The 25319-nt window shown below is 66.0% G+C and carries 27 protein-coding genes; 7 read left to right on the top strand and 20 right to left on the bottom strand.

Features of this window, described 5'->3' with window-relative positions; genetic code table 11:
• Window positions 1-20 precede the first annotated feature (20 nt).
• The 4 genes from tauA to HV798_RS25490 all read right to left on the bottom strand — a co-directional run bounded on the left by tauA (window position 21) and on the right by HV798_RS25490 (window position 3983).
• A complete protein-coding gene (gene tauA / locus HV798_RS25505; protein WP_175194210.1) occupies window positions 21-1049 on the bottom strand; it encodes a taurine ABC transporter substrate-binding protein in 1029 nt (342 codons plus the stop codon).
• Window positions 1050-1269: 220 nt separating this feature from the next.
• Entirely contained in the window at window positions 1270-1815 is a 546-nt protein-coding gene (gene folE / locus HV798_RS25500) for a GTP cyclohydrolase I FolE (RefSeq protein ID WP_025137675.1), read from the bottom strand.
• Between the two features lie 96 nt (window positions 1816-1911).
• Entirely contained in the window at window positions 1912-2568 is a 657-nt protein-coding gene (locus tag HV798_RS25495; RefSeq protein WP_025137676.1) for a response regulator, read from the bottom strand.
• Window positions 2565-3983, bottom strand: coding sequence for a cache domain-containing protein (locus tag HV798_RS25490; RefSeq protein ID WP_175194208.1), 1419 nt, complete (start codon window positions 3981-3983; stop codon window positions 2565-2567). The genes HV798_RS25495 and HV798_RS25490 overlap by 4 nt, the downstream gene beginning before the upstream one ends.
• Before the next feature lie 315 nt (window positions 3984-4298).
• Between HV798_RS25490 and HV798_RS25485 the strand changes: the two genes are divergently transcribed.
• The gene (locus HV798_RS25485) at window positions 4299-6383 is read left to right on the top strand and encodes a carbon starvation CstA family protein (protein ID WP_025137678.1); all 2085 of its coding nucleotides are present in this window, start codon (window positions 4299-4301) and stop codon (window positions 6381-6383) included.
• Window positions 6384-6399: 16 nt separating this feature from the next.
• Complete coding sequence (locus tag HV798_RS25480) at window positions 6400-6612, top strand: YbdD/YjiX family protein (protein ID WP_115596962.1); 213 nt, start codon at window positions 6400-6402, stop codon at window positions 6610-6612.
• A 21-nt stretch (window positions 6613-6633) separates the two neighbouring features.
• Here the strand turns inward: HV798_RS25480 and HV798_RS25475 are convergent, their stop codons facing one another.
• Complete coding sequence (locus HV798_RS25475; RefSeq protein ID WP_025137680.1) at window positions 6634-7497, bottom strand: DMT family transporter; 864 nt, start codon at window positions 7495-7497, stop codon at window positions 6634-6636.
• A 116-nt stretch (window positions 7498-7613) separates the two neighbouring features.
• Between HV798_RS25475 and HV798_RS25470 the strand changes: the two genes are divergently transcribed.
• The gene (locus tag HV798_RS25470; protein ID WP_175194206.1) at window positions 7614-9005 is read left to right on the top strand and encodes an aminotransferase-like domain-containing protein; all 1392 of its coding nucleotides are present in this window, start codon (window positions 7614-7616) and stop codon (window positions 9003-9005) included.
• A 59-nt stretch (window positions 9006-9064) separates the two neighbouring features.
• On the opposite strand, the gene HV798_RS25465 is transcribed toward HV798_RS25470, so the two are convergent.
• Window positions 9065-10237: an MFS transporter gene (locus HV798_RS25465; protein ID WP_175194204.1), complete on the bottom strand. Its 1173-nt coding sequence runs from the start codon at window positions 10235-10237 to the stop codon at window positions 9065-9067.
• 59 nt (window positions 10238-10296) lie between these two features.
• Window positions 10297-10998: a DAPG hydrolase family protein gene (locus HV798_RS25460; RefSeq protein WP_175194202.1), complete on the bottom strand. Its 702-nt coding sequence runs from the start codon at window positions 10996-10998 to the stop codon at window positions 10297-10299.
• 167 nt (window positions 10999-11165) lie between these two features.
• On the opposite strand from HV798_RS25460, the gene HV798_RS25455 reads away from it, so the two are divergent.
• The 3 genes from HV798_RS25455 (at window position 11166) to HV798_RS25445 (ending at window position 13723) form a co-directional block, all read left to right on the top strand.
• Window positions 11166-11831 carry a TetR/AcrR family transcriptional regulator gene (locus HV798_RS25455; RefSeq protein ID WP_175194200.1) on the top strand — a complete coding sequence of 222 codons (666 nt, stop codon included), beginning with the start codon at window positions 11166-11168 and terminating at the stop codon, window positions 11829-11831.
• Window positions 11832-12045: 214 nt separating this feature from the next.
• The gene (locus HV798_RS25450; RefSeq protein WP_025137685.1) at window positions 12046-12597 is read left to right on the top strand and encodes a Dps family protein; all 552 of its coding nucleotides are present in this window, start codon (window positions 12046-12048) and stop codon (window positions 12595-12597) included.
• 193 nt (window positions 12598-12790) lie between these two features.
• Window positions 12791-13723, top strand: a complete 933-nt coding sequence (locus tag HV798_RS25445; protein ID WP_175194199.1) for a 2-hydroxyacid dehydrogenase — start codon at window positions 12791-12793, stop codon at window positions 13721-13723.
• 3 nt (window positions 13724-13726) lie between these two features.
• Here HV798_RS25445 and HV798_RS25440 read toward each other — a convergent pair whose 3' ends face one another.
• Complete coding sequence (locus HV798_RS25440; protein ID WP_175194197.1) at window positions 13727-14704, bottom strand: hypothetical protein; 978 nt, start codon at window positions 14702-14704, stop codon at window positions 13727-13729.
• A 3-nt stretch (window positions 14705-14707) separates the two neighbouring features.
• Window positions 14708-15223, bottom strand: a complete 516-nt coding sequence (locus HV798_RS25435; protein ID WP_175194195.1) for a hypothetical protein — start codon at window positions 15221-15223, stop codon at window positions 14708-14710.
• A 289-nt stretch (window positions 15224-15512) separates the two neighbouring features.
• On the opposite strand from HV798_RS25435, the gene HV798_RS25430 reads away from it, so the two are divergent.
• The gene (locus HV798_RS25430; RefSeq protein ID WP_175194193.1) at window positions 15513-15992 is read left to right on the top strand and encodes a hypothetical protein; all 480 of its coding nucleotides are present in this window, start codon (window positions 15513-15515) and stop codon (window positions 15990-15992) included.
• A gap of 5 nt (window positions 15993-15997) precedes the next feature.
• On the opposite strand, the gene HV798_RS25425 is transcribed toward HV798_RS25430, so the two are convergent.
• The 11 genes from HV798_RS25425 to HV798_RS25375 all read right to left on the bottom strand — a co-directional run bounded on the left by HV798_RS25425 (window position 15998) and on the right by HV798_RS25375 (window position 25313).
• Window positions 15998-16654 (bottom strand): SH3 domain-containing protein, encoded by a 657-nt coding sequence (locus HV798_RS25425; RefSeq protein WP_175194191.1) that lies wholly within the window; start codon window positions 16652-16654, stop codon window positions 15998-16000.
• 75 nt (window positions 16655-16729) lie between these two features.
• Entirely contained in the window at window positions 16730-17230 is a 501-nt protein-coding gene (locus HV798_RS25420; protein WP_175194189.1) for a hypothetical protein, read from the bottom strand.
• Between the two features lie 185 nt (window positions 17231-17415).
• A complete protein-coding gene (locus HV798_RS25415; protein WP_175194188.1) occupies window positions 17416-17799 on the bottom strand; it encodes a c-type cytochrome in 384 nt (127 codons plus the stop codon).
• A gap of 72 nt (window positions 17800-17871) precedes the next feature.
• Window positions 17872-18117, bottom strand: a complete 246-nt coding sequence (locus tag HV798_RS25410; RefSeq protein ID WP_175194187.1) for a hypothetical protein — start codon at window positions 18115-18117, stop codon at window positions 17872-17874.
• Window positions 18118-18174: 57 nt separating this feature from the next.
• Window positions 18175-18579 (bottom strand): hypothetical protein, encoded by a 405-nt coding sequence (locus tag HV798_RS25405; RefSeq protein WP_175194186.1) that lies wholly within the window; start codon window positions 18577-18579, stop codon window positions 18175-18177.
• Window positions 18580-18629: 50 nt separating this feature from the next.
• Complete coding sequence (locus HV798_RS25400; protein ID WP_175194185.1) at window positions 18630-19175, bottom strand: hypothetical protein; 546 nt, start codon at window positions 19173-19175, stop codon at window positions 18630-18632.
• A gap of 257 nt (window positions 19176-19432) precedes the next feature.
• Entirely contained in the window at window positions 19433-22267 is a 2835-nt protein-coding gene (locus HV798_RS25395; RefSeq protein WP_175194184.1) for an autotransporter family protein, read from the bottom strand.
• A gap of 538 nt (window positions 22268-22805) precedes the next feature.
• Complete coding sequence (gene msrA / locus HV798_RS25390) at window positions 22806-23501, bottom strand: peptide-methionine (S)-S-oxide reductase MsrA (protein ID WP_175194183.1); 696 nt, start codon at window positions 23499-23501, stop codon at window positions 22806-22808.
• A 37-nt stretch (window positions 23502-23538) separates the two neighbouring features.
• Entirely contained in the window at window positions 23539-24039 is a 501-nt protein-coding gene (gene msrB, locus HV798_RS25385) for a peptide-methionine (R)-S-oxide reductase MsrB (protein ID WP_025137701.1), read from the bottom strand.
• Between the two features lie 71 nt (window positions 24040-24110).
• Window positions 24111-24467, bottom strand: coding sequence for a pentapeptide MXKDX repeat protein (locus tag HV798_RS25380; protein ID WP_175194182.1), 357 nt, complete (start codon window positions 24465-24467; stop codon window positions 24111-24113).
• Window positions 24468-24521: 54 nt separating this feature from the next.
• Window positions 24522-25313, bottom strand: coding sequence for a molybdopterin-binding protein (locus tag HV798_RS25375; protein WP_025137703.1), 792 nt, complete (start codon window positions 25311-25313; stop codon window positions 24522-24524).
• Window positions 25314-25319: the final 6 nt, after the last annotated feature.

Here is a 25319-nt window from a genome sequence, read left to right as displayed (position 1 = left end):
CGCCCGGTGGGCCTTGGCGGCTATTTGACGGCCGCCTTGGCGTACTGGTCCGTGACGTGGCTGCTGTAGTCGTCCAGGGCACGGTCGATCTGCTTCTGGTCTTTCAGGAACTTGGCGCTGGCCGTGAAGGCGCGCGCGGCGCCGGCCTCTTTGCCGCCGCCCAGCCATTCATTGGACGCCTGTTCCTGGGCGGTGGGGAAGGTCAGCAGCTTCAAGGCCGAGGCCACGTCGTCGGGCTTGCCGCCGATGAGCTTGACGATGCTTTTCACCGGCGCCGAGTCGGCTGTCCAGGCGGCGCTGTTGGCGCGGTAGTCGGCGTACGACTTGGCCAGCACGCCGGTGAAGGCGGCCATGAACTTCGGGTTCTTGGCGGCCCAGGCGCGGTCCACCACCAGGCCGTCGAAAGTCGGCACGCTGGCGCGGCCGATGGCCTCGGAATCGGCAATGACCTTGCCGGTCTTTTCGATTTCGGTCAGGGCAGGCGGCCAGACGTAGGCGGCGTCGATGTCGCCGCGCTGCCAGGCGGCCACGATCTGCGGCGGCTGCATGTTCAGGATGCGCACGTCGCGCGGGCTGATCTTCCAGACCTGCTCCAGGCCCACCAGCAGGTGAAAGTGCGAGGTCGACACGAACGGCGTGGCGACGCGCTTGCCCTTCAGGTCGGCGGTGCTGTTGATGCCCGAGCCGTTGCGCGCCACCAGGGCTTCCGATTTGCCGATGTTGTCCAGGATCCAGAACAGTTCCATGTCCACGCCGCGGGTGGCGGCGGACGTGATGCCGGTGGACCCCAATACGCCCACCGGCACGTTGCCGGAGGCCAGCGCGGTGGAAATGTCGCCGCCCGAGGTGAACTGGCGCCAGTCGACCTGGTAGCCGGCGTCTTTCAGGGCCTTGTCGAAACTGCCGTCGGCGATGGCGGTCAGGAACGGGCCGACGATCAGTTGGTAACCGACGGTCAAGCGGGTCTGGGCATAGGCGGGTGCGCCCAGCAGCGCGGCGGCCAGGCCGGCAAGGAGACAGCGGCGGATGAGGCGGTACATCGCGTTCATGATGATCTCCGATTGAGGATGGGCCGCGCCCCGACGCGACCGGCTTGTGCCGGTGCGGCCTGTGACGCCAGTTTGCCCGGATGGGATCGGAACGCTAGGACCAGATGCTCTGTTCGATAGGTGCCAATGTGAGGGAATCCCCCATCTGGCGGACGACGCAAAGCAAACGGGCGGCGGGACCAAGAGGGTCCGGCCGCCCGTTTGGGGGAATCCGTCTGATTTAGCGAATCAGGCTGAGGAATTCTGCCCGGGTCGAGGGGTTTTCGTGGAATTCGCCCAGCATCACCGACGTGACCATGGACGAATTCTGCTTTTCGACGCCGCGCATCATCATGCACATGTGCTGGGCTTCGATCACCACGGCCACGCCGGCGGCGCCGGTGACCGACTGCACGGCCTCGGCCACCTGGCGGCTGAGGTTTTCCTGGATCTGCAGGCGGCGGGCATACATTTCGACGATGCGCGCCACCTTGGACAGGCCCAGCACGCGGCCATTGGGCAGGTAGGCCACGTGGGCCTTGCCGATGAAAGGCAGCATGTGGTGTTCACAGAGCGAATACAGCTCGATGTTCTTGACCAGCACGATCTCGCGGGTGTCGGACGTGAACAGCGCGCCGTTGACGATTTCGTCCAGGTTCTGGCCGTAGCCGCGGCACAGGTGGCGCATGGCCTTGGCTGCGCGGGCGGGCGTGTCGGCCAGCCCTTCGCGGGACGGATCTTCCCCCAGCGCTTCGAGAATGGCGGTGTAGTGTGTTTCCAATGACATGGGGAGGACTCCTGGGGCTGCGCGCCACTGATGGCGATTAACACGCAAGTCTACCCCAGCGCGGGCCGGGGCCGTTCGCCTGAAAGGCGCCTGAAACTACACGCCGCGGTTCTCCACGGCGTACTTGACCAGTTCGGCCTGGCCGTCGATGCCCAGCTTGCGCTTGATGTTCAGCCGATGGGTTTCCACGGTGCGCACCGACAGCCCCAGCGCCTGGGCGATCTGCTTGTTGGCATGGCCGCTGGCGATGTGGCGCAGCACGTCGCGTTCGCGCTGGGTCAGCAAGGTGGCCGGGGCGCTGGCCTGAGACAGCCGCAGCGAGACGGCGGCGCTGAAATAGTTGCGGCCGGTCATCACCGTGTCGATGGCGGCGATGATTTCCTGCGCCGGCTCGTCCTTGAGCAGGTAGCCCCGGGCGCCGGCCCGCACCGCCTGCACCATGTATTCGGCGTTGTCGTGCATGGACAGCACCAGCACCGCAATCTGCGGATAGCGCTCGTGCAGCTGCGCGGTCAGTTCCAGCCCGCCCACGCCGGGCATGTTCAGGTCCATCAGGGCCAGTTGGGGCAGGGTGCCGCCTTGCGGGTCTTCGGCCAGGCAGGCCTGCAGGAAGGCCAGCACGGCGGCGGCGTTGCCGGCTTCGCCCACCACCCGCAGGTGTGGCACGGTTTCCAGGCGCAGGCGCAGGCCGTCGCGCACCAGCGGGTGGTCGTCGATCAGCAGGAGTCGGATGGCGTCGGGATGGTCGGTCATGCAGAAGGGGCCGGTTCGGAAGAGGGGGCGGGCAGCGGCAGCCAGGCCTGCAAGGTGGTGCCTTGGTCCGAGGTATGGAAACTGAGGCTGCCGGAAAGCGCCGTCATGCGTTCGCGCATATTGCGCAGGCCGATGCCGCGGCGCGGGTCGCGCTGCACATCGGCGTAGTCGAAGCCGCGGCCGTCGTCGCTGATCGTCAGGCGCAGGTCGCGGGCGGAATAGGCCAGCGTCAGGTCGGCGCGCGACGCCCCGGCGTGGCGGATGACGTTGGTCAGCGCTTCCTGGGTCACGCGGAACAGGGCGGTGGCGTAGGCGTCGGGCAGCTTCACCGGCCGGCCCTGGGTGGCCAGGCGCACGGCCAGCGGGGCGGCGCCCGGCTGGCTGGCGCCCGCGAATTCGCGGCCCAGGTGTTCCAGCGCGGCCGGCAGGCCCAGGTCGTCCAGCAGCGTGGGGCGCAGGTTGTGCGAAATGCGCCGCACCTCGCCCACCGCCGTGTTCAGGCGGTCCAGCGCGCCGCCCAGCGGCGTGTCGATATGGGCCAGCGCCCGCGGTTCGGCGCCCAGGGCCTGGCGCAGCCGTTCACGGGCGGCTTCCAGCGACAGCTTGATGCTCACCAGCACCTGGCTGATGCCGTCGTGCAGCTCGCGCGACAGGCGGGCGCGCTCGTCTTCCTGCGAGCGCACCAGTTGCTGGGCCATCAGGCGCAGCTTGGCGTCGGACTGGCGGTGGTCGCTGATATTGAGCGCCAGGCCGCAGGCCGCCACCAGCAGGATGGACACGGCCGCGATGCCGGCCACCCAGGCGAACATGTTGCGGATATTGGCCTGTGCGGCGGCGTCGATGTGGGCCAGGGTCTGTTCCACGTCGTCCAGGTAGATGCCGGTGCCCAGCATCCAGCCCCAGCGTTCCAGCACCACCACGTAACCGAGCTTTTCGACGGTCTGGTGGGTCGACGGCTTTTCCCACAGGTAATGCACGGCCTGGCCCTGCGCGCCGCCGCGCCGCGCCGCCGTCAGCAGGTTCTGGATCACCGCCTGGCCGCGCGTGTCGCGCAGGTTCCAGAGGTCTTGCCCGACCAGTTCGGGCTGGCGCGGGTGCATCAGGTTCTTGCCGTGCAGGTCATAGACGAAGAAATAGCCGTCGTGGCCGAATTCCATCTGCGCCAGCAGCGCCAGGGCGCGCTCGCGGGCGGCCTCGCTGTCGCTGGCTTCCTGCAAGGGGGCGATGGCGCTGTAGGCCAGGCTGACGTAGTGGCGCAGCTCGCTTTCCTTGCTGCCCAGCCAGGCGCTTTCCACCACTTCCTTTTCGCGCTGGGCCAGTTGCAGGCCCTGCACGTAGACGGCCACGGCGATGGCTGCCAGCGCCACGAGCAGGGGCACGGCGGCCAGCAGCAGGATTTTCAGACGCAGCTTCATGAGGAGATTTGTATCAGCGACGAGCGGACGTGTTGCGATGCGTCAATGGAAATAGGCCCGGCAATAAGGGGATGGTCAGCCGCCGATTTTACGATTGTGGCGCAAATATGCTGCGCCGCATTCGGTAGTACCACGTAGGGCGCTTGCGTAGTTTCGCGCTTGTTGCGGGTGGGGCAAATCGAAATACTAACGCCCGCGTCGACCCGACGCCGAGCGGACCGCCGTGTCCGCCACCCCACAACAATGAGTCTGCCTTCCGCGAGACGAAAAAAGCGTTTCACGCCAAGAGCATGGCGGCAGGCACGAGGAGAACTTATGCATACCAGCAGTAAGGGACTGGGTCAGCACCTGGTCTGGCTGGCGGTTGCGGTGTTGGGCGCGTTTGCGCTTGGCACCGTGGCGCTGGCCAGAGGTGAGACCATCAATGCGCTATGGGTGGTGATCGCCGCCGTGTGCGTGTATCTGATCGCATACCGCTATTACAGCCGCTTCATCGCGAACAAGGTCTTCAAGCTGGACCCCACCCGCATGACGCCGGCCTGGAAGCACAACGACGGCCTGGACTACGTGCCCACCAACAAGCACGTGCTGTTCGGCCACCACTTCGCCGCCATCGCCGGCGCCGGCCCCCTGGTCGGCCCCGTGCTGGCCGCGCAGATGGGCTACCTGCCCGGCATGCTGTGGATCCTGGCCGGCGTGGTGTTTGCCGGCGCCGTGCAGGACTTCACCATTCTCTTCATCTCCACCCGCCGCGACGGCCGTTCGCTGGGCGACCTGGTCAAGTCCGAGCTGGGCAAGATCCCGGGCGTGATCGCGCTGTTCGGCGCCTTCATGATCATGGTGATCATCCTGGCCGTGCTGGCGCTGATCGTGGTCAAGGCGCTGACGCATTCGCCGTGGGGCACCTTCACGGTGGCCGCCACCATCCCCATCGCGCTCTTCATGGGCGTGTACCTGCGCTACATCCGTCCGGGCAAGATCGGCGAGGTCTCCATCATCGGCTTTGTCGGCCTGATGGCGGCCATCACGTTCGGCCAGGACGTGGCGGCGCATCCGGTCATCGGCCCGATGTTCGACTTCGACGGCAAGGGCCTGACCTGGATCCTGATCATCTACGGCTTCATCGCCTCGGTGCTGCCGGTGTGGCTGCTGCTGGCCCCGCGTGACTACCTGTCGACCTTCCTGAAGATCGGCACCATCGTCGGCCTGGCCATCGGCATCGTGGTAGTGGCGCCCGAGCTGAAAATGCCGGCGCTGACGCAGTTCGTGGACGGTTCCGGCCCGGTGTGGTCGGGCAACCTGTTCCCGTTCCTGTTCATCACCATCGCCTGCGGCGCGGTGTCGGGCTTCCATGCCCTGATCTCGTCGGGCACCACGCCCAAGCTGATCGAAAACGAAACCCAGGCCCGCTACATCGGTTACGGCGGCATGCTGATGGAATCGTTCGTGGCCATCATGGCCCTGGTGGCCGCTTGCGTGATCGAGCCGGGCATCTACTACGCCATGAACAGCCCGGCCGCCGTCATCGGCACCACGCCCGACCAGGTGGCCCAGGTGGTGTCCAGCTGGGGCTTCGTGGTGACCCCGGCCGACCTGATCCAGACCGCCAAGGACGTCGGTGAAAGCACCATCATCTCGCGTGCCGGCGGCGCACCGACGCTGGCCGTGGGCATGGCCCACATCCTGCACCAGGTGATCGGCGGCCCGGGCATGATGGCGTTCTGGTATCACTTCGCCATTCTGTTCGAAGCGCTGTTCATCCTGACCGCCGTGGACGCCGGCACCCGCGCGGGCCGCTTCATGCTGCAAGACCTGCTGGGCACCTTCGCCCCGTCGCTCAAGCGCACCGAGTCCTTGCCCGCCAACCTGATCGCTACCGGCCTGTGCGTGGCGGCATGGGGCTACTTCCTGTACCAGGGCGTGGTCGATCCGCTGGGCGGCATCAACACGCTGTGGCCGCTGTTCGGCATTGCCAACCAGATGCTGGCCGCCATTGCGCTGACGCTGGGCACCGTGGTGCTGTTCAAGATGAAGCGCGACCGCTACGCCTGGGTCACCGTGCTGCCCACGCTGTGGCTGCTGGCGTGCACCCTGACCGCCGGCTGGCAGAAGCTGTTCCATGCCGACCCCAAGGTCAGCTTCCTGGCGCACGCGGCCAAGTACAACGCCGCCATCGCCGAAGGCAAGGTGCTGGCCCCGGCCAAGTCGCTGTCGGAAATGTCGCGCGTGGTCTTCAATGACTACATCAACGCCGGCCTGTGCGGCATCTTCATCTTCGTGGTGGTCAGCATCGTGGTGTTCGGCGTGCGTTCGGTGCTGCGCGCCCGCGAGGAAAACAAGCCCACCGCCCGCGAAACGCCGTACGAAACCCTGCCGGCCGTTGCAGCCGGCGCGGACTGACCCCGGGAGCCGCCGCATGCTGTTTACCAACATGACCTCGGCGGCCGGCGCCGCCGGCCGCTACCTGGGCCAGACGCTCAGGCTGATGGTCGGCGTGCCCGACTACGAGACCTACGTCGAACACATGCGGCGCACCCATCCGGATCAAGAGCCCATGACGTACGAAGCGTTCTTCCGCGAGCGGCAGGACGCCCGTTACGGCGGCAAGAAACGGATCGGGTGCTGCTGACCCCGGGACTGGCGGCGTGGCTCAGCGGGCGTACTTCTTCGCCCCGGCCACGCACACTACCGCTGCCAGCGTCACCAGCAGCATCGCCCAGCTGACGTTTTCGTGCAGCAGCAGCGCCGCCAGGCCCAGCCCCATGAAGGGCTGGAACAGCTGCAACTGGCCCACCGCCGCAATGCCGCCCTGCGCCAGGCCGCGGTACCAGAACACAAACCCGATCAACATGCTGAACAGCGACACATAGGCCAGCCCGATCCAGCCGGCCACGGTGACGTGCGCGAACGACGGCGGCAGGGTGAACAGCGCCAGCGGCAGCATCACGGGCAGCGACAGCACCAGCGCCCAGCTGATCACCTGCCAGCCGCCCAGCGTGCGCGACAGCTTGGCGCCTTCCGCATAGCCCATGCCGCAGACCACGATGGCGGCCAGCATCAGCAGGTCGCCCTTGAGCGACACGTCCAGCCCGCCCATCACCGCGTAGCCCACCACGAAGGCCGCGCCCGCCACCGAGAACATCCAGAAGGCCGGGCGAGGGCGCTCGCCGCCGCGCAGTACCGCGAACACCGCGGTGGATAGCGGCAACAGACCCAGGAACACGATCGAATGCGCCGACGTGACGTGCTGCAACGCCAGCGCCGTCAGCAGCGGAAAGCCCAGCACCACGCCCACCGCCGTCAGCGCCAGCGCCGGCAGGTCTGCGCGCCGCGGCCGCGGCTGGCGCAGCAGCAGCAACAGGGCCCAACCCAGCACGGCGGCGATGGTGGCGCGGGCGCAGGTGAGGAAAGTCGGGTCCAGCTCGGCCACGGCCACCCGCGTCGCGGGCAGCGAGCCGGCGAAGATCGCCACGCCGATGAAACCATTGATCCAGCCACTTGTTGCCTTGTCCATGAACCGCTCCGGTGAATCCGTTACTTCAGCACCGCGGCCGGGTTTTCCCCAGAGACAGTCCAGTACAATTCAAAATAACTGTTATGCAATACAGTCCAGTACAAAACGGAGGCCCTATGGCACGCGGCGGCACGCGGATCGAAACGGTGATGGCGCAGGTTCAGGCAAAGATCGCCTCGCGGGCCTGGCTGCCCGGCGCCCGGCTGCCATCGGTGCGGGCGCAGGCCACGGCCATGGGGCTGTCGGTGTCGACCGTGGTGGAAGCCTACGAGCGCCTGGCCGCCGAAGGCGCCATCACCTCGCGGCCGGGATCGGGCTTTTACGTCGCCGGCCCGGTGGCGCCCCTGGCGTTGGCCGAGATCGGCCCCAAGTTCGACCGCGAGGTCGATCCGCTGTGGGTCTCGCGCCAGTCGCTGGACACCGCGCCCGCCGCGCTCAAGCCCGGCTGCGGCTGGCTGCCCAGCTCGTGGATGTATGAATCGGGTATCCGCCGCGCCTTGCGCGCCCTGGCCAAGGCCGACAGCGTGGCGCTGACCGAGTACGCCACCCCGCTGGGCCATCCGGGCCTGCGCCAGGTGCTGTCGCGGCGCATGGCCGCCGCCGGCATCGAGGCCGCGCCGGATCAGGTCATGCTGACCGAGTCCGGCACCCAGTCCATCGACCTGATCTGCCGGTTCTTGCTGGAACCGGGCGACACCGTGCTGGTCGATGACCCCTGCTATTTCAATTTCCACGCCTTGCTCAAGGCCCACCGGGCCCGTGTCGTCAGCGTGCCCTACACCCCGCACGGGCCCGACGTGGGGCTGTTCGAAGCGGCCGTGCGCGAGCATGCACCGCGCCTGTACATCACCAATTCCGGCCTGCACAACCCCACCGGGGCCTCGTTGTCGCCGCTGGTGGCCCACCGTCTGCTCAAGGTGGCCGACGGCGCCGGCCTGGTCATCGTCGAAGACGACATCTTTGCCGACTTCGAGAACAGCCCCGCGCCGCGGCTGGCCGCCTTTGACGGCCTGTCGCGCGTGATCCAGATCGGCAGCTTTTCCAAGACCGTGTCCGCCTCGCTGCGCTGCGGCTACATCGCCACCAAGCCCGACTGGATCGAAAGCCTGGCCGACCTGAAAATCGCCACCACCTTCGGTGGCGGGCGCCTGGCCGCGGACGTCGTGCACCGCACCCTGACCGACAGCGGCTACCGCAAGCACATGGAATGGGTGCGTCAGCGCCTGGCCGAGGAAATGGAAGTGGTCGCGCGGCGCCTGCACGCGCTGGGCATCGAGCCCTGGAGCTACCCCAAGGCCGGCATGTTTCTCTGGAGCCGGCTGCCCGCCGGCATCGACGCGCCCACGGTCGCGCGGGCTTGCCTGCGCGACGGCGTGGTGCTGGCGCCGGGCAATTCCTTCAGCCGTTCGCCCGAGGCGGGTGGTTTCCTGCGGTTCAACGTGGCGCAGTCCAACGACGACCACGTGTTCGGCAGCCTGGCGCGGGCGCTGGACGCGAGTCGGGGGTAGGGCGGGCGTTCAGCCGCGTTGGCACGCGCCGCGGCCGGGCAAGGCCGGCGCGGCTCTCTTCAAGCCGCCAGCGCCCGTTTTTCGGACAGCAGCACCAGCGGAATCGCGCAGGCCGCGCACAGCGCCATCACCAGGAAGCCGCCCGGCGCGAAGCTGCGATACAGCGCCCCGCCCAGCTGGATGCTGCCGAACATGAACACCCCGCCCGACAGCAGCGCGTACAGCGCAATCGCCGAGGTCTTGCAGGCGGCCGGCACGCGCCGCGCGATGTACCACATGATGGCGGCGTTGTTGCCCGCCAGCGTGAAGCACTGCAACAGTTGCAGCGCGCCGATCCACACCGGGTCCGTGGTGGCCGACAGCCCGGCCCAGCGAATCGCCGTCATCGCTGCCGACGCCAGGATCAGCCACTGCGCACCCACCCGCGCCAGCACCTTGGGCGCCAGGAAGAAGAACAGCACCTCGCTGGCCACGCCAATGGCCCACAGCATCGAGATCAGCGCCGTCGACAGGCCCCGGTCGGTCCAGTACAGCGTCGAATACGAATACAGGAAGCCGTTGCTGGCCTGCACCAGCGACGCCGCGCCGATGCACAGCAGCAACGGCCGGTCACGCAGAATTTCGCGCATCGGCAGCCGCACCCGTTCGGCGGGGGCGTCGTCCGCGCTGGGCCGGGCGGCCTGCGGCAGCAGCCGCACGCAGGCGATGCAGGCCACGATCAGCAGGATCGACAGCCACATCACCCAATCCGCATTGAACGTCTTGATCAGGTAGCCGCCCGCCACGGTCACGATGGCAAAGCCCAGCGACCCGCAGGCGCGGATGATGGTGTACGAATTGCCCTGGCCGCGGCCGCTGGCGATCGCCATGCGGTCCAGCAGCGGCAGCACCGCGGGAAACACCGCGTTCAGCAGCAGCGTGATGGCGAACAGCCAGGCCGGCGTCTGGCTGAAGGGATAGCAGATGAACAGCAGCAGCGACGCGGCCAGCGCCGCGGCGATCAGGCCATGGGCGCGCCCGCTCTGGTCGGCCACGTGCGCCACCACCGGCGTCGACAGGATCTTGGGCAGGAACGAGGTGGCCACGATCAGGCCGATCAGTGCCGGGTCCAATCCGCGGCTGGCGAACCACAAGGGCAAGAACGGAATGCTGACGCCCTGCAAGCCGTAGTACAGGAAGTAGAACCCATGCAGGGCGATAGCGCCTTGCCGGGCGTCGGGGTTGCCGCGCATAGCGTTGTCGGGGTGTGGCCGGAATGAAGCGCGCTAGCATACTCCTTCCGGCGCAAGGCCTACCAGGGCAGGGGCACGGCCTCGTCGTTGGCGTGCTCGCCGTAATAGATCGACGGCAGAAAGCGCGACAGGAATGTGAATTCCGTATAGCAGTGCCGTAGCAGGTTCAGCCCCAGCACGTCGGGCACGTCCTGTTCGGGCCGCGCGCTGGACAGGCCCAGGTAGAAGCGGCTGCGCAGCACGCAGCCAAACGGTGTGTCGCGGGCCAGGTGGATCATCTGGCCGTCCATCGGGTCACCCTCGGCATCGAGTTCGATGGCATCGCCAAAGCCGATGCGCGCATAGACCGCCGCCGACACATCGCCATTGGCCGTGGCCGCGTGCAGCCTGGCCGCATCCAGGCAATCTTGCGGCGCATGGAACTTCAGCTTGGCCGCCACCGGCGGCAGGTCCGCCAGCGATTCCACTGCATGAATCGACGCGCCCACGTAGCTTTCGCCACGGCGCCAGTGTTCGTCCCAACCCCGATGTTCGACGTGGTCCTGTGGATGCCACCACTTGATGTGCTGCGTCGTCTGGAAGAACTTGAACCACCAGTCCAGCATGCGGCCCTTGCAGCCGTGCAGATCGGTGCGCGCCGCCACGATCAGCCCGCCGCCCGGCAGCCGGGTGATACCGGTTTCCAGGCGCAGCGGGGCAGGGTCGAGCAGCGTGTCCAGGTCGGCGGCGATGTGCGCCGCGTCGGGGTGAGGGGTGGTCATGACCGGTCTCTTCAGGGTTGGGAAACCCGATTCTATAATAAAGAAACGTTAAGCGTTTCCTAAATATTCGGACCGTGTAAGATCGCGGTTCATCAATCGGGCAGGCGGCCACGCCGTTCGCCCTTGCGACAACCGTTTTTGCCGATCACCAGGATTTGCGACCGCTCATGGCGACCTTAGCTTCCCCCTCTGCGCTCCGTCCGCGCGGCCGTCCCGCCCGGCCCGATGCCGAGCTGCATGCCGCCGCCTTGCAGGCCGCCACCTGGCTGCTGCTGAACGAAGGGTATGCCGCGGCCACGCTGGAAGCGGTGGCCAAGCGCGCCGGCATGGCCAAGAAAACCGTTTACCGCTTTGCCGCCAATCGCGAAGACCTGGTGGCGCAAGTGGTGCGCGGCTGGACCGATACCTTCGAACCCGTCATGGCGCAGGAAGTGGCATCTGCTGCCGACGTGCTGCCCGCCTTGAGCCGCGTGCTGCAGGCGATTGCCGATCGCGCGCTGTCGTCGGATGCCGTCGGCATGTTCCGCCTGCTCACCAGCGACTTTCCGGCGCGCCAGGCGCTGCTGGATGTCTACCAGAAGAACGGCATCGAACGCGGCACCGCGATGCTTGCCGCCTGGTTCGAGAAACTGGCTGCGCGCGGCTTGATCCGCATCAAGCAGCCGATCGAGACCGCCGGCCTGCTGCTGGCCATGGTCATTGCCGAGCCGCTGCGCCAGATGGCGCTGGGCCTGACGCCGCCGCTGCCAGAGGGGTCGGTCCAGGCGCGTATCGAGGCCGGCGTGGCGTTGTTTTCGGGGCAGGGTGGGGTGTTCGAGGTGAGAAAGGGCTAGGCTTGCCGGTGGCGTTGTTCATCGCGAGCGGGTCTGCGACGGTCCGAAAAAACTAGTGCGGCCGTCATAGCGAAGCAGGCCTTGCATTCAGCTTGACGCCAGCTTGGCGCACCCATTTGGCAAAGCGCGCATACGGAATTACCCTGGGGTGTCGCGGCGCCATCGATCGGCGCCGCGCGCGAGTTTTCCGAATCATTTCCAGGAGCTGCGATTCATGGCCAAGAAACTGAATGAGAAGACCACCAAGGCGGCGAAAACGCTGCGCAAGCGCCCGCTGGCGACCCCTACCGATCTGGCTGCCGCCGCCACCCGCGACATCTCCGCGGTGCTGAACCAGGTGCTGGCCGACGTGTTCGCGCTGTACCTGAAGACCAAGAACTTCCATTGGCACGTCAGCGGGCCGCACTTTCGCGATTACCACCTGCTGCTGGACGAGCAGGGCGACCAGCTCTTTGCCATGACCGACCCCATCGCCGAACGCATCCGCAAGATCGGCGGCACCACGCTGCGGTCCATCGGCCACATTTCGCGGTCGCAGCGCATTTCCGACAACGACGCCGATTACGTCCAGCCGCTGGACATGCTGGCCGAGCTGCGCGAAGACAACAAGACCCTGGCCGCGTCCCTGCGCGAAGCGCACAACGTCACCGATGAACATCGCGACATCGCCAGTTCCAGCCTGATCGAGAACTGGATCGACGAGACCGAACGGCGCACCTGGTTCCTGTTCGAAGCCAGCCGTCAGGGCGACTCCACGGGGCATTGAGCCGCGTGAGTGCCAGGCCTGGGCTCTGAGCCCGAGCCCAGGTCGCCAGATATCCACGCTGCCCGTGCCAGACGATGGCGGGCCTGCGCGGCGTCGGGGACGTCATGACAGGTCGATGCAATAGGCATATAGTCTTATCCCGTTTTCGGCCTAGATGAACGCGGCAGGGGCCACGCCCCTTGCCGCTCACCCCATGAAAATCCCACTTCTGATTCTCTGCCCCGTCGTGTCCGCCAACCTGGATGCGCTGAAGCAGCGCTACGACGTCACGTATGCCCCGTCGGCCGATGAGCGCAAAGCGGCCATCGCCACGCACGGCGCGCGCTTCCAGGCGGTGCTGACCATCGGCACCATCGGCCTGACCGCCGAGGAAATCGCAGCCATGCCCGCCTTGGCGCTGGTTTCCTGCATGGGCGTGGGCCACGAGCGCGTGGATGTCGATGCGGCCAAGGCGCGCGGCATCGTCGTCACCAATGGCCGCGGCGCCAACGACGAATGCGTGGCCGATCATGCCATGGGGCTGGTCATCGCCTGCATCCGCGATTTTCGCAAGCTCGACCAGCTATGCCGAGACGGCGTATGGCGCACCGCCATCACCCCGCCACGCAACGTCTCGGGCAAGCGGCTGGGCATTCTGGGCATGGGCGCCATCGGCGAAAAGATCGCCACGCGCGCCCAGGGTTTCAGCATGCCGGTGGCTTACCACAACCGCAAGGCCAAGCCGGGTTCGCCGCATCAGTACTTCGACAGCGTGCTGGGGCTGGCGGCGTGGTGCGATGTCCTGGTCTGCGCCGCGCCGGGCGGCGCGTCCACGCACCACATGATCAACGCCGACGTACTGCAGGCCCTGGGCGCCGACGGTTATCTGGTCAACGTGGGCCGCGGCAGCATTGTCGACACCCAGGCCCTGGCGGCCGCGCTGGCCGCGGGCACCATCGCCGGCGCGGGCATCGACGTGTACGAAAGCGAACCCCAGCCGCCTGCCGAACTCATCGGCCTGGACAACCTGACCCTGACGCCGCACCTGGCTGGCTGGTCACCCGAGTCCATCCAGGCGCAGTTCACCACCTTTGTCCAGAATATCGACGGGCATTTTTCCGGCAGCGGGGCGGTGACGCCGATCTAGCGGTCAGGCCAGCGCAAGCCCGCTGTGGGCGCGGGTGCGGTCGTCGTGCAGTTCCTGCACGGCCAGCGCATCCGGGTGCACGTTCAGCGTGTTGCCCACGCTGCCCAGGTACTGGCAGGCGGCAAAACCCTGCGCGGCCTTTTCGTAGCGCGCCACCCAGGCGTTGCGGGCGGCCTGCTTCTCGAACGGCACCGGCCAGACGCTTGGTCGCGGCAGGTGTTCGTCGATGTCCACCCGCCACGGCTTGGCGCTCAGGCGCGCACGAAAACAGTTCTGGTTGCGGCACATGCGCGCATAGACCGGGTCGGCGCCCAGCGCCTCGAAAGCCTCGGTCACGCCGGCATCTGCGGGCGCGAGCACGTCGTGCATCGCCAGAATGCGTGCGCCCGACGGCGTGCGGTACAGCCGCAGGTGCCAGTCGGGCCGTTGCTGGATGAACTGATCCACGCGTTCCCGCAGGCCCGTCAGCTGATCACTTTTGTCCTCGGTCAGGCGCAGCCCCTCGGCGCGAGCGCGCCAGAAGCCGAACGCCGTTACCAGCATGAGCGTGGCCAGGCCTGCCATCGCCGAGTGCGTGGCGTAGCCCACCGCGAAGGCCATCAGAAATGCCGCGCCGATTACCGTCAGCCCGCGCGCGCTGCCGCGCCGGTCTTCGAAGTCGACGTCAACGAACATCACGTTGGGCGTGTTCAGGCAGCGCGCCCCGTAGCCGTTGCGGGTGATGATGCTGTCGCCCTGGCGTTCGAGGATTTCCTCGCGTATCGGCATGCCGTCGGCGCCGTTGTACGCCAGCTTGCGCTCGCGGCGCTGCAGCGGTTCGCCATTGACGATGCGGTCGAAGGCCTCGCGCGTGCGCTGGTCGGCATGCGCCTGCGCGGCCATCGCGCTGTCGTCGGACCAGCCGTAGCGGCGCACGGTGTATTGCTTGCCGGCCACCTGCTGCTGGATGCGGCCTTCGGCCCAGTACTCAGGAACGATCATGTGTCAGAAGCCTTTGCCGAGCGTGATCCATGCCAGCGCGAACAGCAGCAAGACGATGGCGATGGGCAGCCATTTGAAGCCGCCGCGCGGCACCCGGCCGGGTTCGGCCATCGGATCGCCCAGCCTGTTCGATGACAAGGGGACGTCGTTTTCGGCGGCAGGGTTCAGTTGGGCGTCGACCAGCTTGAGGGCGTCGGCCAACCCCAGGCCCGTGGCATCGCGCGTGAGACGTACGGCTTCGACCTTGTGGCCGCGCGCCAGGGCGTCCAGCGCGGCGGCCGGTACGGTGGGCTTGTTGCCCTGCATGGCGCCGGTTTCGGTGGTGCTGTCGTACGTGCCGCGGCTTGCGCTGCCGACGGCGCCTGCAGCGCGCTCTTGCTCGCTGCTATTGGCGTACCGTTCGACCGCTTCCTTGGACAACTTCAGGTCCATGCCGGTCTGGTCACGGGTGATCTTGATGGCTTCGATCAGCTTGCCGCGCTCCAGCGCGGCAATGGCTTCGAGAGGAAGCTGGGTCATGGGGTCCTTTCAAGCTCGTAGTCTGACTCTTCTATTCGCACGATGATCATCGCCCTGCAGTTTACGGGGAATGGTGGCCACAGGATCAGGTCCACTATGTCTGAGTGTGTCAGCTGGCATCGACCTTTTCCACGGAGCGGGGGTTGCCCGGCCGTATACCGTATAGTCGAAGCGAACTGCTTCAACGCATCGAGGTTCTACGGCGCCGATGCCGCAGTTGTGCTGGCGGCTGTTTCAACGTTCGTCGCAGACAAATGATCATTGCGATATTCAGTCGGGGCTTTAAGCGATGACGACACGGCATGAACACTTTATCGACTACCTGGTAGACCGAGGCTGGATGGTGCTGCGCAGGGGGGCTGAAGCCTCTCCTGTGCATTCACCAGCCGGTTCTGCTGCGCACGCGACGTTCCTGGCCCTGTACACGCAGCTGAGCAATGCCGCGGACACGCGCTGGTTCCTCAGTGCCGCCGACTATGCCGGAGCCACTGACAGCGCCTTCGCTTGGGATGCCTTTCGCAGCATCAGTCTTGAAGCGGCGGTGAGCGATGCCGATCGGCAGTCTATCCAGGCATTCTGGGCGCGGTATCTGCCCGTCTTCATGAGCGTGGACGGCGACTACGAGTTTCTTGCACTGGACCGGGAATCAGGCAAGGTGGTGCACGGCATCGAACCGGAGTTCGAGGATGTCAGCGAGGTGGCCGTCAGCCTCGACGCCCTGTTCGAGCAGGTGCTGGCGGGCGGCAAGGCCGCCGCGTGGTTCGGCTGACGCCGCTACTTGTCCACCGAAGGCATATCGCAGGTGGTTTCCGATATTTCGCAGATGCCCCGAAACCACGCCCGTCCGCGCGTGCGGTCCTTGGGGGCCAGTGCTTCGAACTTGTCGCTGTTGCGTATTTCGTAGTCCAGCAGCAGCCATTGGCCATCGCAGGCGACGATGCCTTGCACCTTGGCCCGTTCGGTCAGCCAGTTGTCCTGCAGGTCCAGCAGCCGTTGGCTGGCGGCGTCCGGGCGGGCGTATCCGCGCGCCGACTGGATGGCGATATTCGCGTCGCCGGCTTCGATCCAGCCTTCGCCCTGGTACACGGGCCGCGGCCGGCTTTGATCGTTGCCGGTCTTGGCGTCGCTGGCGTTCTTGATCCTGAGCCAGCCGTCGCGCGCCTCGGCCACATCGAACGTGACGCTGTAGTAGTCGATGGTGGGGTCCGGGCCGTCACCGCGGGTCGTCGGCAGGGTGCCCAGCACCTTGGCCTGGGCGGACGGCGCCGCGCGCACCTGGACCACGGGCTTCTCGTCGTTCGTCCAGCCAGAGAAGCTGCAGGTGGTGGCCCCCGGCGGGGTCCAGGCCGTGCCCTGGGCGGGCGGCGGGGCGGCGAACGCGGGCGACAGGGTCAGTGTGGCAAGTACCAGGAATATCGGTCGAAAGGTCATGGGCTTGATCTCGTCGTCGATGGAAACTGGAAAGACAGGGAGCGGGCTGCGGTGTTGGCCCGGCAGCCCGCGGTATCAGCCGTGCTTGGGGAAACCGCCGCTGACCCATTCCGAGGCGCGCTGCACGCTCAGCTTGTAGGTCGGCGCCACGTGGGTCTGGGCCAGCTGTTCGCCGAATTCGTCGTAGGCGCTCAGCACGGCATAGGGTTCGTCTTCGTCCGGAACGATGTCCAGCTTGATCGTCAGGCGGCCGGCGTCGGCGTCGATCTTCACGCTCTTGTGCAGCGTCGCGTGCAATTGCTGCTCGTGGCGGCGCAGCACTTCGTTGGCGGTCTTGACCAGGGTGGAGAAGGCGGGGCCGTCCATCGGCTTGGGGTTCTTCTTGTCGCGGCCCATCGTCCAGGGGCCTACCAGGGCGGGTTCGGCCTGGCCGTCCAGCGTCATCTCCACGGCCCAGCCGTCGTCGTCTTCGTTCTTGATGATCCGAGCGGTCCAGCCGTCATCGCGCCACAACCTGGCTTCTTGTTCCTTGCGGTCTTCGGCGATATCGGACTCGGGCGTGCGGGTGTCATTCACTGCGGTACTGCTCCTGGAGGGGATGGGGGAACCCGAAGGTTCGCGGGATCACCAGCACTTTAACTGAACGCCGCGTCGATTTCCCGGCACGGGCAGGATGAGCAGGGCGGTTTTGACACAGTGGGAGGGAATTGGCCGAAGTAGCGGCCGTGATCGCCGAACTTCCGGCGCCACGCCGCTCGAATTCATCGGCTTTTTGCGATCACATCCGTCATGTATTTGTTCAGATCGCGAAAATCCTGAACCGTCCAGGCGTGCGGCGGCACCTTCACGCCGTTCTCTTTCAACGTCTTGGGGATCAAGTCGCCATTCGGGCGCAGGATCACCGATGACACGATGACGCCCGGATAGTCATGCAGCCGCTTCTTGAAAGCGGCAGTGGTCAGGTCGGGGGTAGGCGGGTTGCTCTTCTTGGCCAACGGGCCGGTGCCTTTGATGTCTGCCCCGTGGCACATGGCACATCGCTGCGTGAATAGGCTCTTGCCGTTGAGGTTCTGTGCGAACGCGGGGGCGGCTTGGGCCAGCAATGCAACGCCCAGTGAGGCGATGCTTAAAGCACGTACTGTCATTTTGTCTTTTTATATGAATTGAGTAATGGTCGAGGGCACCCCGGACGCGACGGTGTCCTGGCCCTCGGGCCGTCAAGGCTCGATGATCTCTACTCGCTCGCCATGGCGCAATGCCTCATCGATGAGCCGGCGAAGGGCCAGTGAGGCAATCGCGGGGTTCACAAGATGGTCCACGAAGTAAAAACCCGCCGGCTCTAGCGCATAGCTGTAGATGTCCGCCATGGACGGCCGCTCGATCGCATCCGGCAGCTTCTTGATCAGCGCGGACGGATCATAACCAGCGGGGACGGCGAACTTGATCTGGTACTCGATGCCCATTGCTGCGATGCTCCAAGGGGTGCCTGGCTGACGTTGCCGCCTGGCGATGGCCACCCGCTACTTGGCCGCAAATTGATAAGCCGTCTGCCCATCGGGCATGAACGTATACGTAATGAACATCGGAATGGTGCGGCCGCAGGCTTCGAAATTCCAGGCTTCCCGGGCCGATCCCGAGATGAGCGCGGTCTTGGCGGCGTTGGTACGGATGTCGTCGGACTTGCTGATCAGGGCCACCGTGACGGATTTGGGCGTTTCCTTGCAGCCGCTGGTGATGGACAGCAGCGGCACCAGCTTTTCCAGCGCGTACGGCGGATCGGGGGTGAGCGGCGTGCCCTTGACGGGAATGCTGCGCACGTCTTGCCGGTAGGTGGTGGGGGCGGCGCAGGCGGCCAGCAGCACGGCGGGCAGGATCACGGTGCAGCGAAGCGCCCAGCGGGCAAAGAATGACGGCTTGGAGTGCATGGGGGCGCGCGTCCTTGACGGGTTGAGGTGCAAAGGAAGGGGGCGGCCGATCAGGACGCACGCGGTTCCAATTCCTCCAGGTCGGCGGAATTGAAGCCCCAGCGGTGGGTCGAGTCGGCCTTGCATTGGATGACGATCTTGGTTTCACGCTTGGGGCCAATATCTTTCAGCCCGATTTCCCCATTGCACACGGGGCAATTGCCGCCGAGCGTGGTGATGTAGACGCTGCCGTGCCTGTCGGATTCGAAATTGAACCAACCCACCACGGTGAAGAACCGTTTGCGCAGCAGGTTATAGCCGATCACCAGCGTCAGGCTGAACGGCAGGATTGGCCAGATCCACCAGACGCCCCAGCGATAGAACATCTCACCCAAGCTGGCGATGACCCCGGCCGCGCCGATGGCCGTCAGCCACAGGCGCTTGAGCGAGTGGCCGCGAAACGCGATGGGAATGATGTTGGTGCGCACGAGCTGCGGCAGGCTCCAGCCGCCTTCCTTGGAGGGCGGTCGGCGATACCCGGATTCAAGAATATCCTGGTCGGCCTTGAAACCGCCGTCCGGCGCCGGGGACGGCTTGGGGCTGGACAAGCCGGACAAGGTCTTTTTGCATTCGTCGCAAAGAGGACCGCGGCCACGGAACGCAGCCCCGCAAGTTTGGCAATGCACGGGCATTCCCTCGCGAATGATGACAACGGGCGAAAGAATACAACTGATTGGGGATTCCGCATGTTGCGGCCCCCCGGCGTCGCGGCTGCGACGCCGGGGGTTTTACGGCCACTTGAATAAAAACGCTGGCGGCAGATCGAGCGTGAACGGCGAACTGCCCCAGGTTTTAAGGCATGTACGGCCGCGCTTTAGAAACGCACCGCCAGCTTGAACATGCCCGACTGCTGCCGGTTGCCGCCGCCAAACTGCGCGTCGTACGCAACGCCCGCGGTGGTGTTGCGGGCGATGGCGATTTCGGCGCCCAGGCCCAGCACGGCCGCGTTCTGCGCTATCGGTGCGCCGCTGACCGAGAACGTGCTGCCGCCGTCGAAGGCGAGGTCCTGGCGAGGCTTGACGTCGCCCATGGCATGGCGCCAGCCCAGCGACGCGGTGATGCGGCCGGGGGCGCGGTTCGATTCAAACTGCCATGCGCCGCGCAGGCCCAGCGTGGTGCTGGTGACGTCGTCGGTGGTGCCCGATCCGCGCAGGGCGGCCGATCCGCCCGATTCCTGGAAGTCGCGGGTGCGCAACTGGTTCCAGGCCAGGCCGGCGTAGGGTTCGATGCTGTAGGCATCGCCCAGCGGCAGGTGGTAGCCCAGTTCGGTGAACACCTGCGTGGACGAGGCGTTGTACGAGGATTTGAGCTGCTGGTTCAGGCTGCCGGCCACGACGTTGCGCTTGGTGTCGATGTCGTGCCAGGTGTAGGCGGCGCCGGCCATGAAGCGGATGTGGCCGGGACCGGCGGGGAAGTTGCGGCCGCCGAATACCGTGGCCGTGTAGCTGTCGACGTCGGTGCGCGCCGAGATGTCGGACACGGAGCTGTGGCTGCCGGTATAGCCGACCGCACCGCCCAGGCGCCAACCGCCGCCCACGGCGGCATCGGTGCCCACGAACAGGCCGCCGGCCGATTGGCTGACGCGCGAGGCGTTGCCGTCGCCGCCCAGGCTGCCCCAGTTGCCGAAGACTTGCGCCCAGACCGGGTGCGCGCCGCTTTGCGGCAGGGCGTCGGACGAAGGCGAACCCAATTGGGCGGTGGGCTGGCCGGCCAACGCCGGGGCGTCCAGGTTGCCGCGCAGGTGATCCAGCGGCAAGGTGCGCACGGTGTCGCTCTGGCCTTGCAGCACGCTGGCGGTGCTGGCGTAGGCTTCGCCCGCCAGCTGCTTCAGGGCCGATCGCGCTTCGGTGGGCGTCATGGTCAGCACGGCGGTCGTGACCTGGCTGGCGCCGGTGTTCCTGGGCGAGGTGATGCCGCTGCCGATGACGGGCGAGCCGTTGCCGGCCGAGGCGGCGTCGTTGCCGTTCGCCGCCGTGCCGGTGCCGGTGCCCGCGCCCGTGCCCGACGAGCCGTTGCCGTTTCCGTTGCCCTTGGCGGGCGGGTCTTCCTTGTCCAGCGCATCGCCCACGGCGTTTTCGTTGCCGGAATTACCGATGTCGCCGATCGGCACGTCATTGCGCGTGAGCGTCATGAAGGCGTTCTTCGCGTCGTAGCTCAGCGTGGGGGTCAGGAAGGCGTAATTGCTGGAGGCGCCGGTGAAGCGGCCCTGGATGCCGCCGTCCGCGGTCAGGATGTTGTAGGTGGTGCGCGGCGCGTAGTTGCCGTCGGGGCCCACGTGGGCCACGGTGCCGTCCAGGTAGGCGATGCCGGTGACGTGGATACGGTCGCTGGCGCTGCTGGCGGGGTCGGCGTGCACGCGGTAGATGGTGTCCTGGCCGAAGGTCAGGTTGCCGTTGACGGTGAGCGTGCCGATGGGCGAGCCATCGTTGCCCGGCGAGATGACGGCGGTGGGATACAGCGTGGTGGTGCCGACCTGGCCGACGCCGGCCAGCACGACTTCGCGGCCGATGTCCATGGGGCCGTTCAGCTTGCCATCGATTTCCAGGGCGCCGTCGGCGATCAGGATGGGACCGGACAGGCCGCTGCTGTCGGCGGTCAGGATGAGCGAGCCGGGGCCAGTCTTGACGAAGCCCTGCGTGCCCTGCAGCGGGTTGTGGATGGTGTCGACGAACTGGCCCGATGCATAGGTGCCGTCGCCCACGACGAGGGCGGGCGGGTTGCCGCCGTTGCCGACCAGGTTGATGGGCGCGCCTTGCACGGTGTAGCGGTCGGTGGCGAACTGGATGCCCGACACGCGCACGGGGCCTGCGCCGCCGTCGACCGTGACCGTGCCGGCCGCGCCGGTGAAGATGGCATAGCCGCCATCGGGCAGGGCGCCGGTGGCATTGGTGGGGCTGTTCCAGTTGCCGCCGGTGGCGCTCCAGGTGCCGTTGCCGCCGCCGGCGCGGGTGGCGGATGCCACGCCGTTGCCGTTCCACAGGTTGGTGGTGCTGGGGCCGAGGATCAGGTTGATCTGCTTGTCGCCGGTCAGCGACTGGATGTTGGCGGCCGGCACGGAATCGCCGGTGACGGTGCCCAGCGTCAGGCCGTTGCCGCTCAAGGTGCCGCCGTACGACAGGATGCGGTAATAGCCGGCGTTGACCCCCAGGGTATTGACCGAGACGTTCAGCGTCGTGTTGTTCAGCGCGACATTGCCGCCAACGGTGATGTTGTCGCCGGTGCCGGGCTGGGTGATGGGCAGGCCGGCATAACCGGTTTCGAAGTCGAATACGGCATTGTTCATCGACAGGTCGCCCTTGACGACCAGGTTGCCGTTGGACACGCCGGTGGGCGTGCCGACGGGATAACCGGGGGCCACGCGCGAATTGCCCGACACATTCAGATTGCCGTTGACCGTGCCAAAGCCGGACACGGTGGCGTTCGACACGGCATTGACGTTGCCGTTGAGCGTCACGCCGGCGCCGCCGCCATTGCCGCCGACGACCAGCGTGCCGCCATTGACGTCAACGCCGCCAGGGAAGTTGGCCGAGCCGTCGAATACCTGGGTATTGCCGGGCGCCACCGTCAGGTCGGCGGCCAGGGCGCCGCCGCAGTAGGTTGTGCTGAGCGCGAGCGTCGCGGTTAGCCATTTGTTTTTGCCAGAGGTCAAAACTGGAGTCCTTTGTATTTCGATTGATAATCTCGCCCGGGCATTTTTCGTCGATGTAACGAAGGTGCTGCATAACGAAACAAAATGCTCTGGCGCTGCGAGGAATCGAAAAAAGGACGGAATTTATACTAATTTTTTTGCAATACAAAGTAGGGGGTGTGTGGATACCATCCGTATTATTAAGGGTCGGGTTATGGATACCAACCGGTTGATTTTAAACAAGGTTTTAGATACCGTCCGCATTATCAAAATGGCGTGAATTGATACATTTCATCGTATAAAAACGGGGCGGGATGAGGGTCTTGGAGGTGCAGTCAAGGTGCTGTGATATTTATTATTGATTCTCTGGCTATGGGGTATTTCAGGAATTGCTTATTAAGCGATTTTTAAATCGTTAATAATAAAGTGCTGCATTATTGAAAATAATAAGCGGCGTCCACAAGCGCCAGTGGCTGCCAAGGGCAGCCACCAGGCGATTCAGGTATGAACGCCAGGCGAGCCGGCTTGCCGGCGGGCCAGGCGGTTCGGCGTTCAAGTCCTACGGATTCACCAGCACCGGCTTGTCCCGATACGCCGCCGGAAAGGTCTTGGCCAGGTTTTCCACCTTGGGTACGTCATTGACCATGATGTACATGCTGTAGGGGTGGCGTACCAGGTAATCCTGGTGATAGCCCTCGGCCGGATAGAAGCCCTTCAGCGGTTCCACCGTGGTCGCCAGCGCCTTGGGATACACGCCCGCCTTGTCCAGCTGCGCGATGTAGGCTTCGGCCACCTTGCGCTGGCTGTCGTTGGTGGGGAAGACGGTGGACCGATACTGCGTGCCGCTGTCCGGGCCCTGGCGGTTCAGCTGGGTGGGGTCGTGCGCCACCGAGAAATAGATCTGCAGCAGCTGGCCGTAGCTGACCTGCTTGGGGTCATAGGTGATTTCGACGGATTCGGCATGACCGCTGCGCCCGCCGCTGACCGTGTCGTAGTCGGCAGTGGAAGCCTGGCCGCCGGCATAGCCGGACACCGCGGACGTCACGCCTTTTACGTGCTGGAACACGGCCTGCACGCCCCAGAAGCACCCGCCCGCGATGACGGCTTTTTCCTGGGCGGCGGTGGCCGGCTCGTCGACGGCGGGCGGCGGGATGATGAAGGCGCGTTCGGCGGCGCCGGCCGCGTTGGCGGCGAACAGGCCGGCGGTGGCGAGCAGGGCCGCAGAGAGGGCGCGGGGCAGGGGGCGGATAGGCATGATGCGGATTCCTGTGCAGAAAAGACGCGGGCCGGGGTCAGGCCTGCGGGGTGAAGCTCATGGCCACGCCGTTCATGCAGTAGCGCAGGCCGGTGGGGCGGGGGCCGTCATCGAAGACGTGGCCCAGGTGGCCGCCGCAGTTGATGCAGTTGACGGCCGTGCGGGTCATGCCGAAGCTGCGGTCTTCCAGCGTGGACACGGCGTGGTCCAGCGGCTGCCAGAAGCTGGGCCAGCCGGTGCCGCTGTCGAATTTGGTGGTGGACGAAAACAGCTTCTGGGCGCAGCCGGCGCAGGCAAAGGTACCGGCGCGGTGTTCGTCGTTCAGCGGGCTGGTGTAGGGGCGTTCGGTGCCCTCGCGGCGCAGCACGTCGTATTGCGCGGCGGTCAGCTTGGCGCGCCATTCGGCGTCGGTCAGCGTGTAGGGGTAGGCCTGGGCTTGCGCCGCGCGCGCCCGGTTGGCGCCCAGCAAGGGCGCCAGGCCGGCGGCGGCGGCAACGGCGCCACCTGCGCTGAGGAAATGCCTGCGTGTCAGTCTCATGATGGGCTCCGTGTGTTGAGAGGGGCGGGTGGGCCGGCGGCCGGGGCGCCCGGATGGGCCGGCCCCCGTCCTCACTTGCTCATGGAATCCTTGCCCATGGAATCCTTGCTCATGCCGCCTTTGGACATGCCGTCCTTGGACATCGAGTCTTTGGACATGGAATCCTTGGACATGGAATCCTTCGACATGCCGTCCTTGCCCATGGAATCCTTCTTCATGCCGTCGTGCGACATGCCGTCCTTGCTCATGCTGCCCTTGGACATGCCGTCCTTGGCCATGCCGTCTTTCGCCATGCCGTCCTTGGACATGCTGCTGTTCGACATCCCGTCCTTGGACATCGAATCCTTGCTCATGCTGTCGGCCGCATGGGCCGCGACGGCGCCGAAGGCGAGGCAGACGGCAAACGCGGCGGTGGTGAGTTGCTTCATGATGATTTCCTTTGGTGTGTCGTTGAATGAAAAAACAAAAGAGCAAAAAGCCACCTAGCTGCCGCCGAACCAGTTGTAGCCCTGGTCCTCCCAGTAACCGCCTGGGTAGGTGTTGGTGACGAAGATCGCCTGGATGTGCTTGGGGTTCTTGTAGCCAAGCTTGGTAGGCATCCGCAGCTTCATGGGAAAGCCGTACTCCGGCGGCAGGGTCTTGCCGTCGTACGTCAGCGCCAGGATGGTCTGCGGGTGCAACGCGGTGGGCATGTCGATGCTGGTGTAGTAGTCGTCGGCGCACTTGAAGCCGACGTACTTGGCCGTCAGGTCGGCCCCGACACGCTTGAGAAAGGTGGAAAACGGCACGCCGCCCCATTTGCCGATGGCGCTCCAGCCTTCGACGCAGATGTGGCGCGTGACCTGGTCGATCTGGGCCATGGCGCGCAGTTCGTCCAGGCGCCAGCGGCGCTTGTCGGCCACCATGCCGGTGACTTCCAGCCGGAAGCTGTCTTCTTCCACGTGCCGCACCTCGTCGATGCCGTAGTAGGCATTGAACGGAAACGGCCGGGTGATCATGGATTCGGGGTAGGTGGGGGCAAGCTTGTTGGGGTCGAAGATCCAGCCCTGCACGCGGTCATTGAAGCGCGACACGGTGGTCAGGGCTTTCTCGACGTTCTCGTCATCGGACAGCGAACAGCCGGACAGCATGGCCAGGCCGCCCAGGGTCAGGCTGCTGCGCAGGAAGGCGCGGCGCGACGGCGCCTCGACCCGCTTGTCCAGGATCTTCACGGCTTCTTTGAGGATGGCGGGGCCGTCCAGGCCCAGCAGTGACAGGCGTCGTTTTGCGCTCACGCGAGG

Source organism: Achromobacter deleyi (genome assembly GCF_902859705.1).
Lineage (GTDB): Bacteria > Pseudomonadota > Gammaproteobacteria > Burkholderiales > Burkholderiaceae_B > Achromobacter > Achromobacter deleyi.
This window is presented reverse-complemented; position numbering and strand designations above follow the sequence as displayed.

Excerpts from the sequence above, each read along its gene's own strand:
- tauA (WP_175194210.1), bottom strand. The coding sequence starts at position 1,049 with ATGAACGCGATGTACCGCCTCATCCGCCGCTGTCTCCTTGCCGGCCTG.
- folE (WP_025137675.1), bottom strand. The coding sequence starts at position 1,815 with ATGTCATTGGAAACACACTACACCGCCATTCTCGAAGCGCTGGGGGAA.
- HV798_RS25495 (WP_025137676.1), bottom strand. The coding sequence starts at position 2,568 with ATGACCGACCATCCCGACGCCATCCGACTCCTGCTGATCGACGACCAC.
- HV798_RS25490 (WP_175194208.1), bottom strand. The coding sequence starts at position 3,983 with ATGAAGCTGCGTCTGAAAATCCTGCTGCTGGCCGCCGTGCCCCTGCTC.
- HV798_RS25485 (WP_025137678.1), top strand. The coding sequence starts at position 4,299 with ATGCATACCAGCAGTAAGGGACTGGGTCAGCACCTGGTCTGGCTGGCG.
- HV798_RS25480 (WP_115596962.1), top strand. The coding sequence starts at position 6,400 with ATGCTGTTTACCAACATGACCTCGGCGGCCGGCGCCGCCGGCCGCTAC.
- HV798_RS25475 (WP_025137680.1), bottom strand. The coding sequence starts at position 7,497 with ATGGACAAGGCAACAAGTGGCTGGATCAATGGTTTCATCGGCGTGGCG.
- HV798_RS25470 (WP_175194206.1), top strand. The coding sequence starts at position 7,614 with ATGGCACGCGGCGGCACGCGGATCGAAACGGTGATGGCGCAGGTTCAG.
- HV798_RS25465 (WP_175194204.1), bottom strand. The coding sequence starts at position 10,237 with ATGCGCGGCAACCCCGACGCCCGGCAAGGCGCTATCGCCCTGCATGGG.
- HV798_RS25460 (WP_175194202.1), bottom strand. The coding sequence starts at position 10,998 with ATGACCACCCCTCACCCCGACGCGGCGCACATCGCCGCCGACCTGGAC.
- HV798_RS25455 (WP_175194200.1), top strand. The coding sequence starts at position 11,166 with ATGGCGACCTTAGCTTCCCCCTCTGCGCTCCGTCCGCGCGGCCGTCCC.
- HV798_RS25450 (WP_025137685.1), top strand. The coding sequence starts at position 12,046 with ATGGCCAAGAAACTGAATGAGAAGACCACCAAGGCGGCGAAAACGCTG.
- HV798_RS25445 (WP_175194199.1), top strand. The coding sequence starts at position 12,791 with ATGAAAATCCCACTTCTGATTCTCTGCCCCGTCGTGTCCGCCAACCTG.
- HV798_RS25440 (WP_175194197.1), bottom strand. The coding sequence starts at position 14,704 with ATGATCGTTCCTGAGTACTGGGCCGAAGGCCGCATCCAGCAGCAGGTG.
- HV798_RS25435 (WP_175194195.1), bottom strand. The coding sequence starts at position 15,223 with ATGACCCAGCTTCCTCTCGAAGCCATTGCCGCGCTGGAGCGCGGCAAG.
- HV798_RS25430 (WP_175194193.1), top strand. The coding sequence starts at position 15,513 with ATGACGACACGGCATGAACACTTTATCGACTACCTGGTAGACCGAGGC.
- HV798_RS25425 (WP_175194191.1), bottom strand. The coding sequence starts at position 16,654 with ATGACCTTTCGACCGATATTCCTGGTACTTGCCACACTGACCCTGTCG.
- HV798_RS25415 (WP_175194188.1), bottom strand. The coding sequence starts at position 17,799 with ATGACAGTACGTGCTTTAAGCATCGCCTCACTGGGCGTTGCATTGCTG.
- HV798_RS25410 (WP_175194187.1), bottom strand. The coding sequence starts at position 18,117 with ATGGGCATCGAGTACCAGATCAAGTTCGCCGTCCCCGCTGGTTATGAT.
- HV798_RS25405 (WP_175194186.1), bottom strand. The coding sequence starts at position 18,579 with ATGCACTCCAAGCCGTCATTCTTTGCCCGCTGGGCGCTTCGCTGCACC.
- msrA (WP_175194183.1), bottom strand. The coding sequence starts at position 23,501 with ATGCCTATCCGCCCCCTGCCCCGCGCCCTCTCTGCGGCCCTGCTCGCC.
- msrB (WP_025137701.1), bottom strand. The coding sequence starts at position 24,039 with ATGAGACTGACACGCAGGCATTTCCTCAGCGCAGGTGGCGCCGTTGCC.
- HV798_RS25380 (WP_175194182.1), bottom strand. The coding sequence starts at position 24,467 with ATGAAGCAACTCACCACCGCCGCGTTTGCCGTCTGCCTCGCCTTCGGC.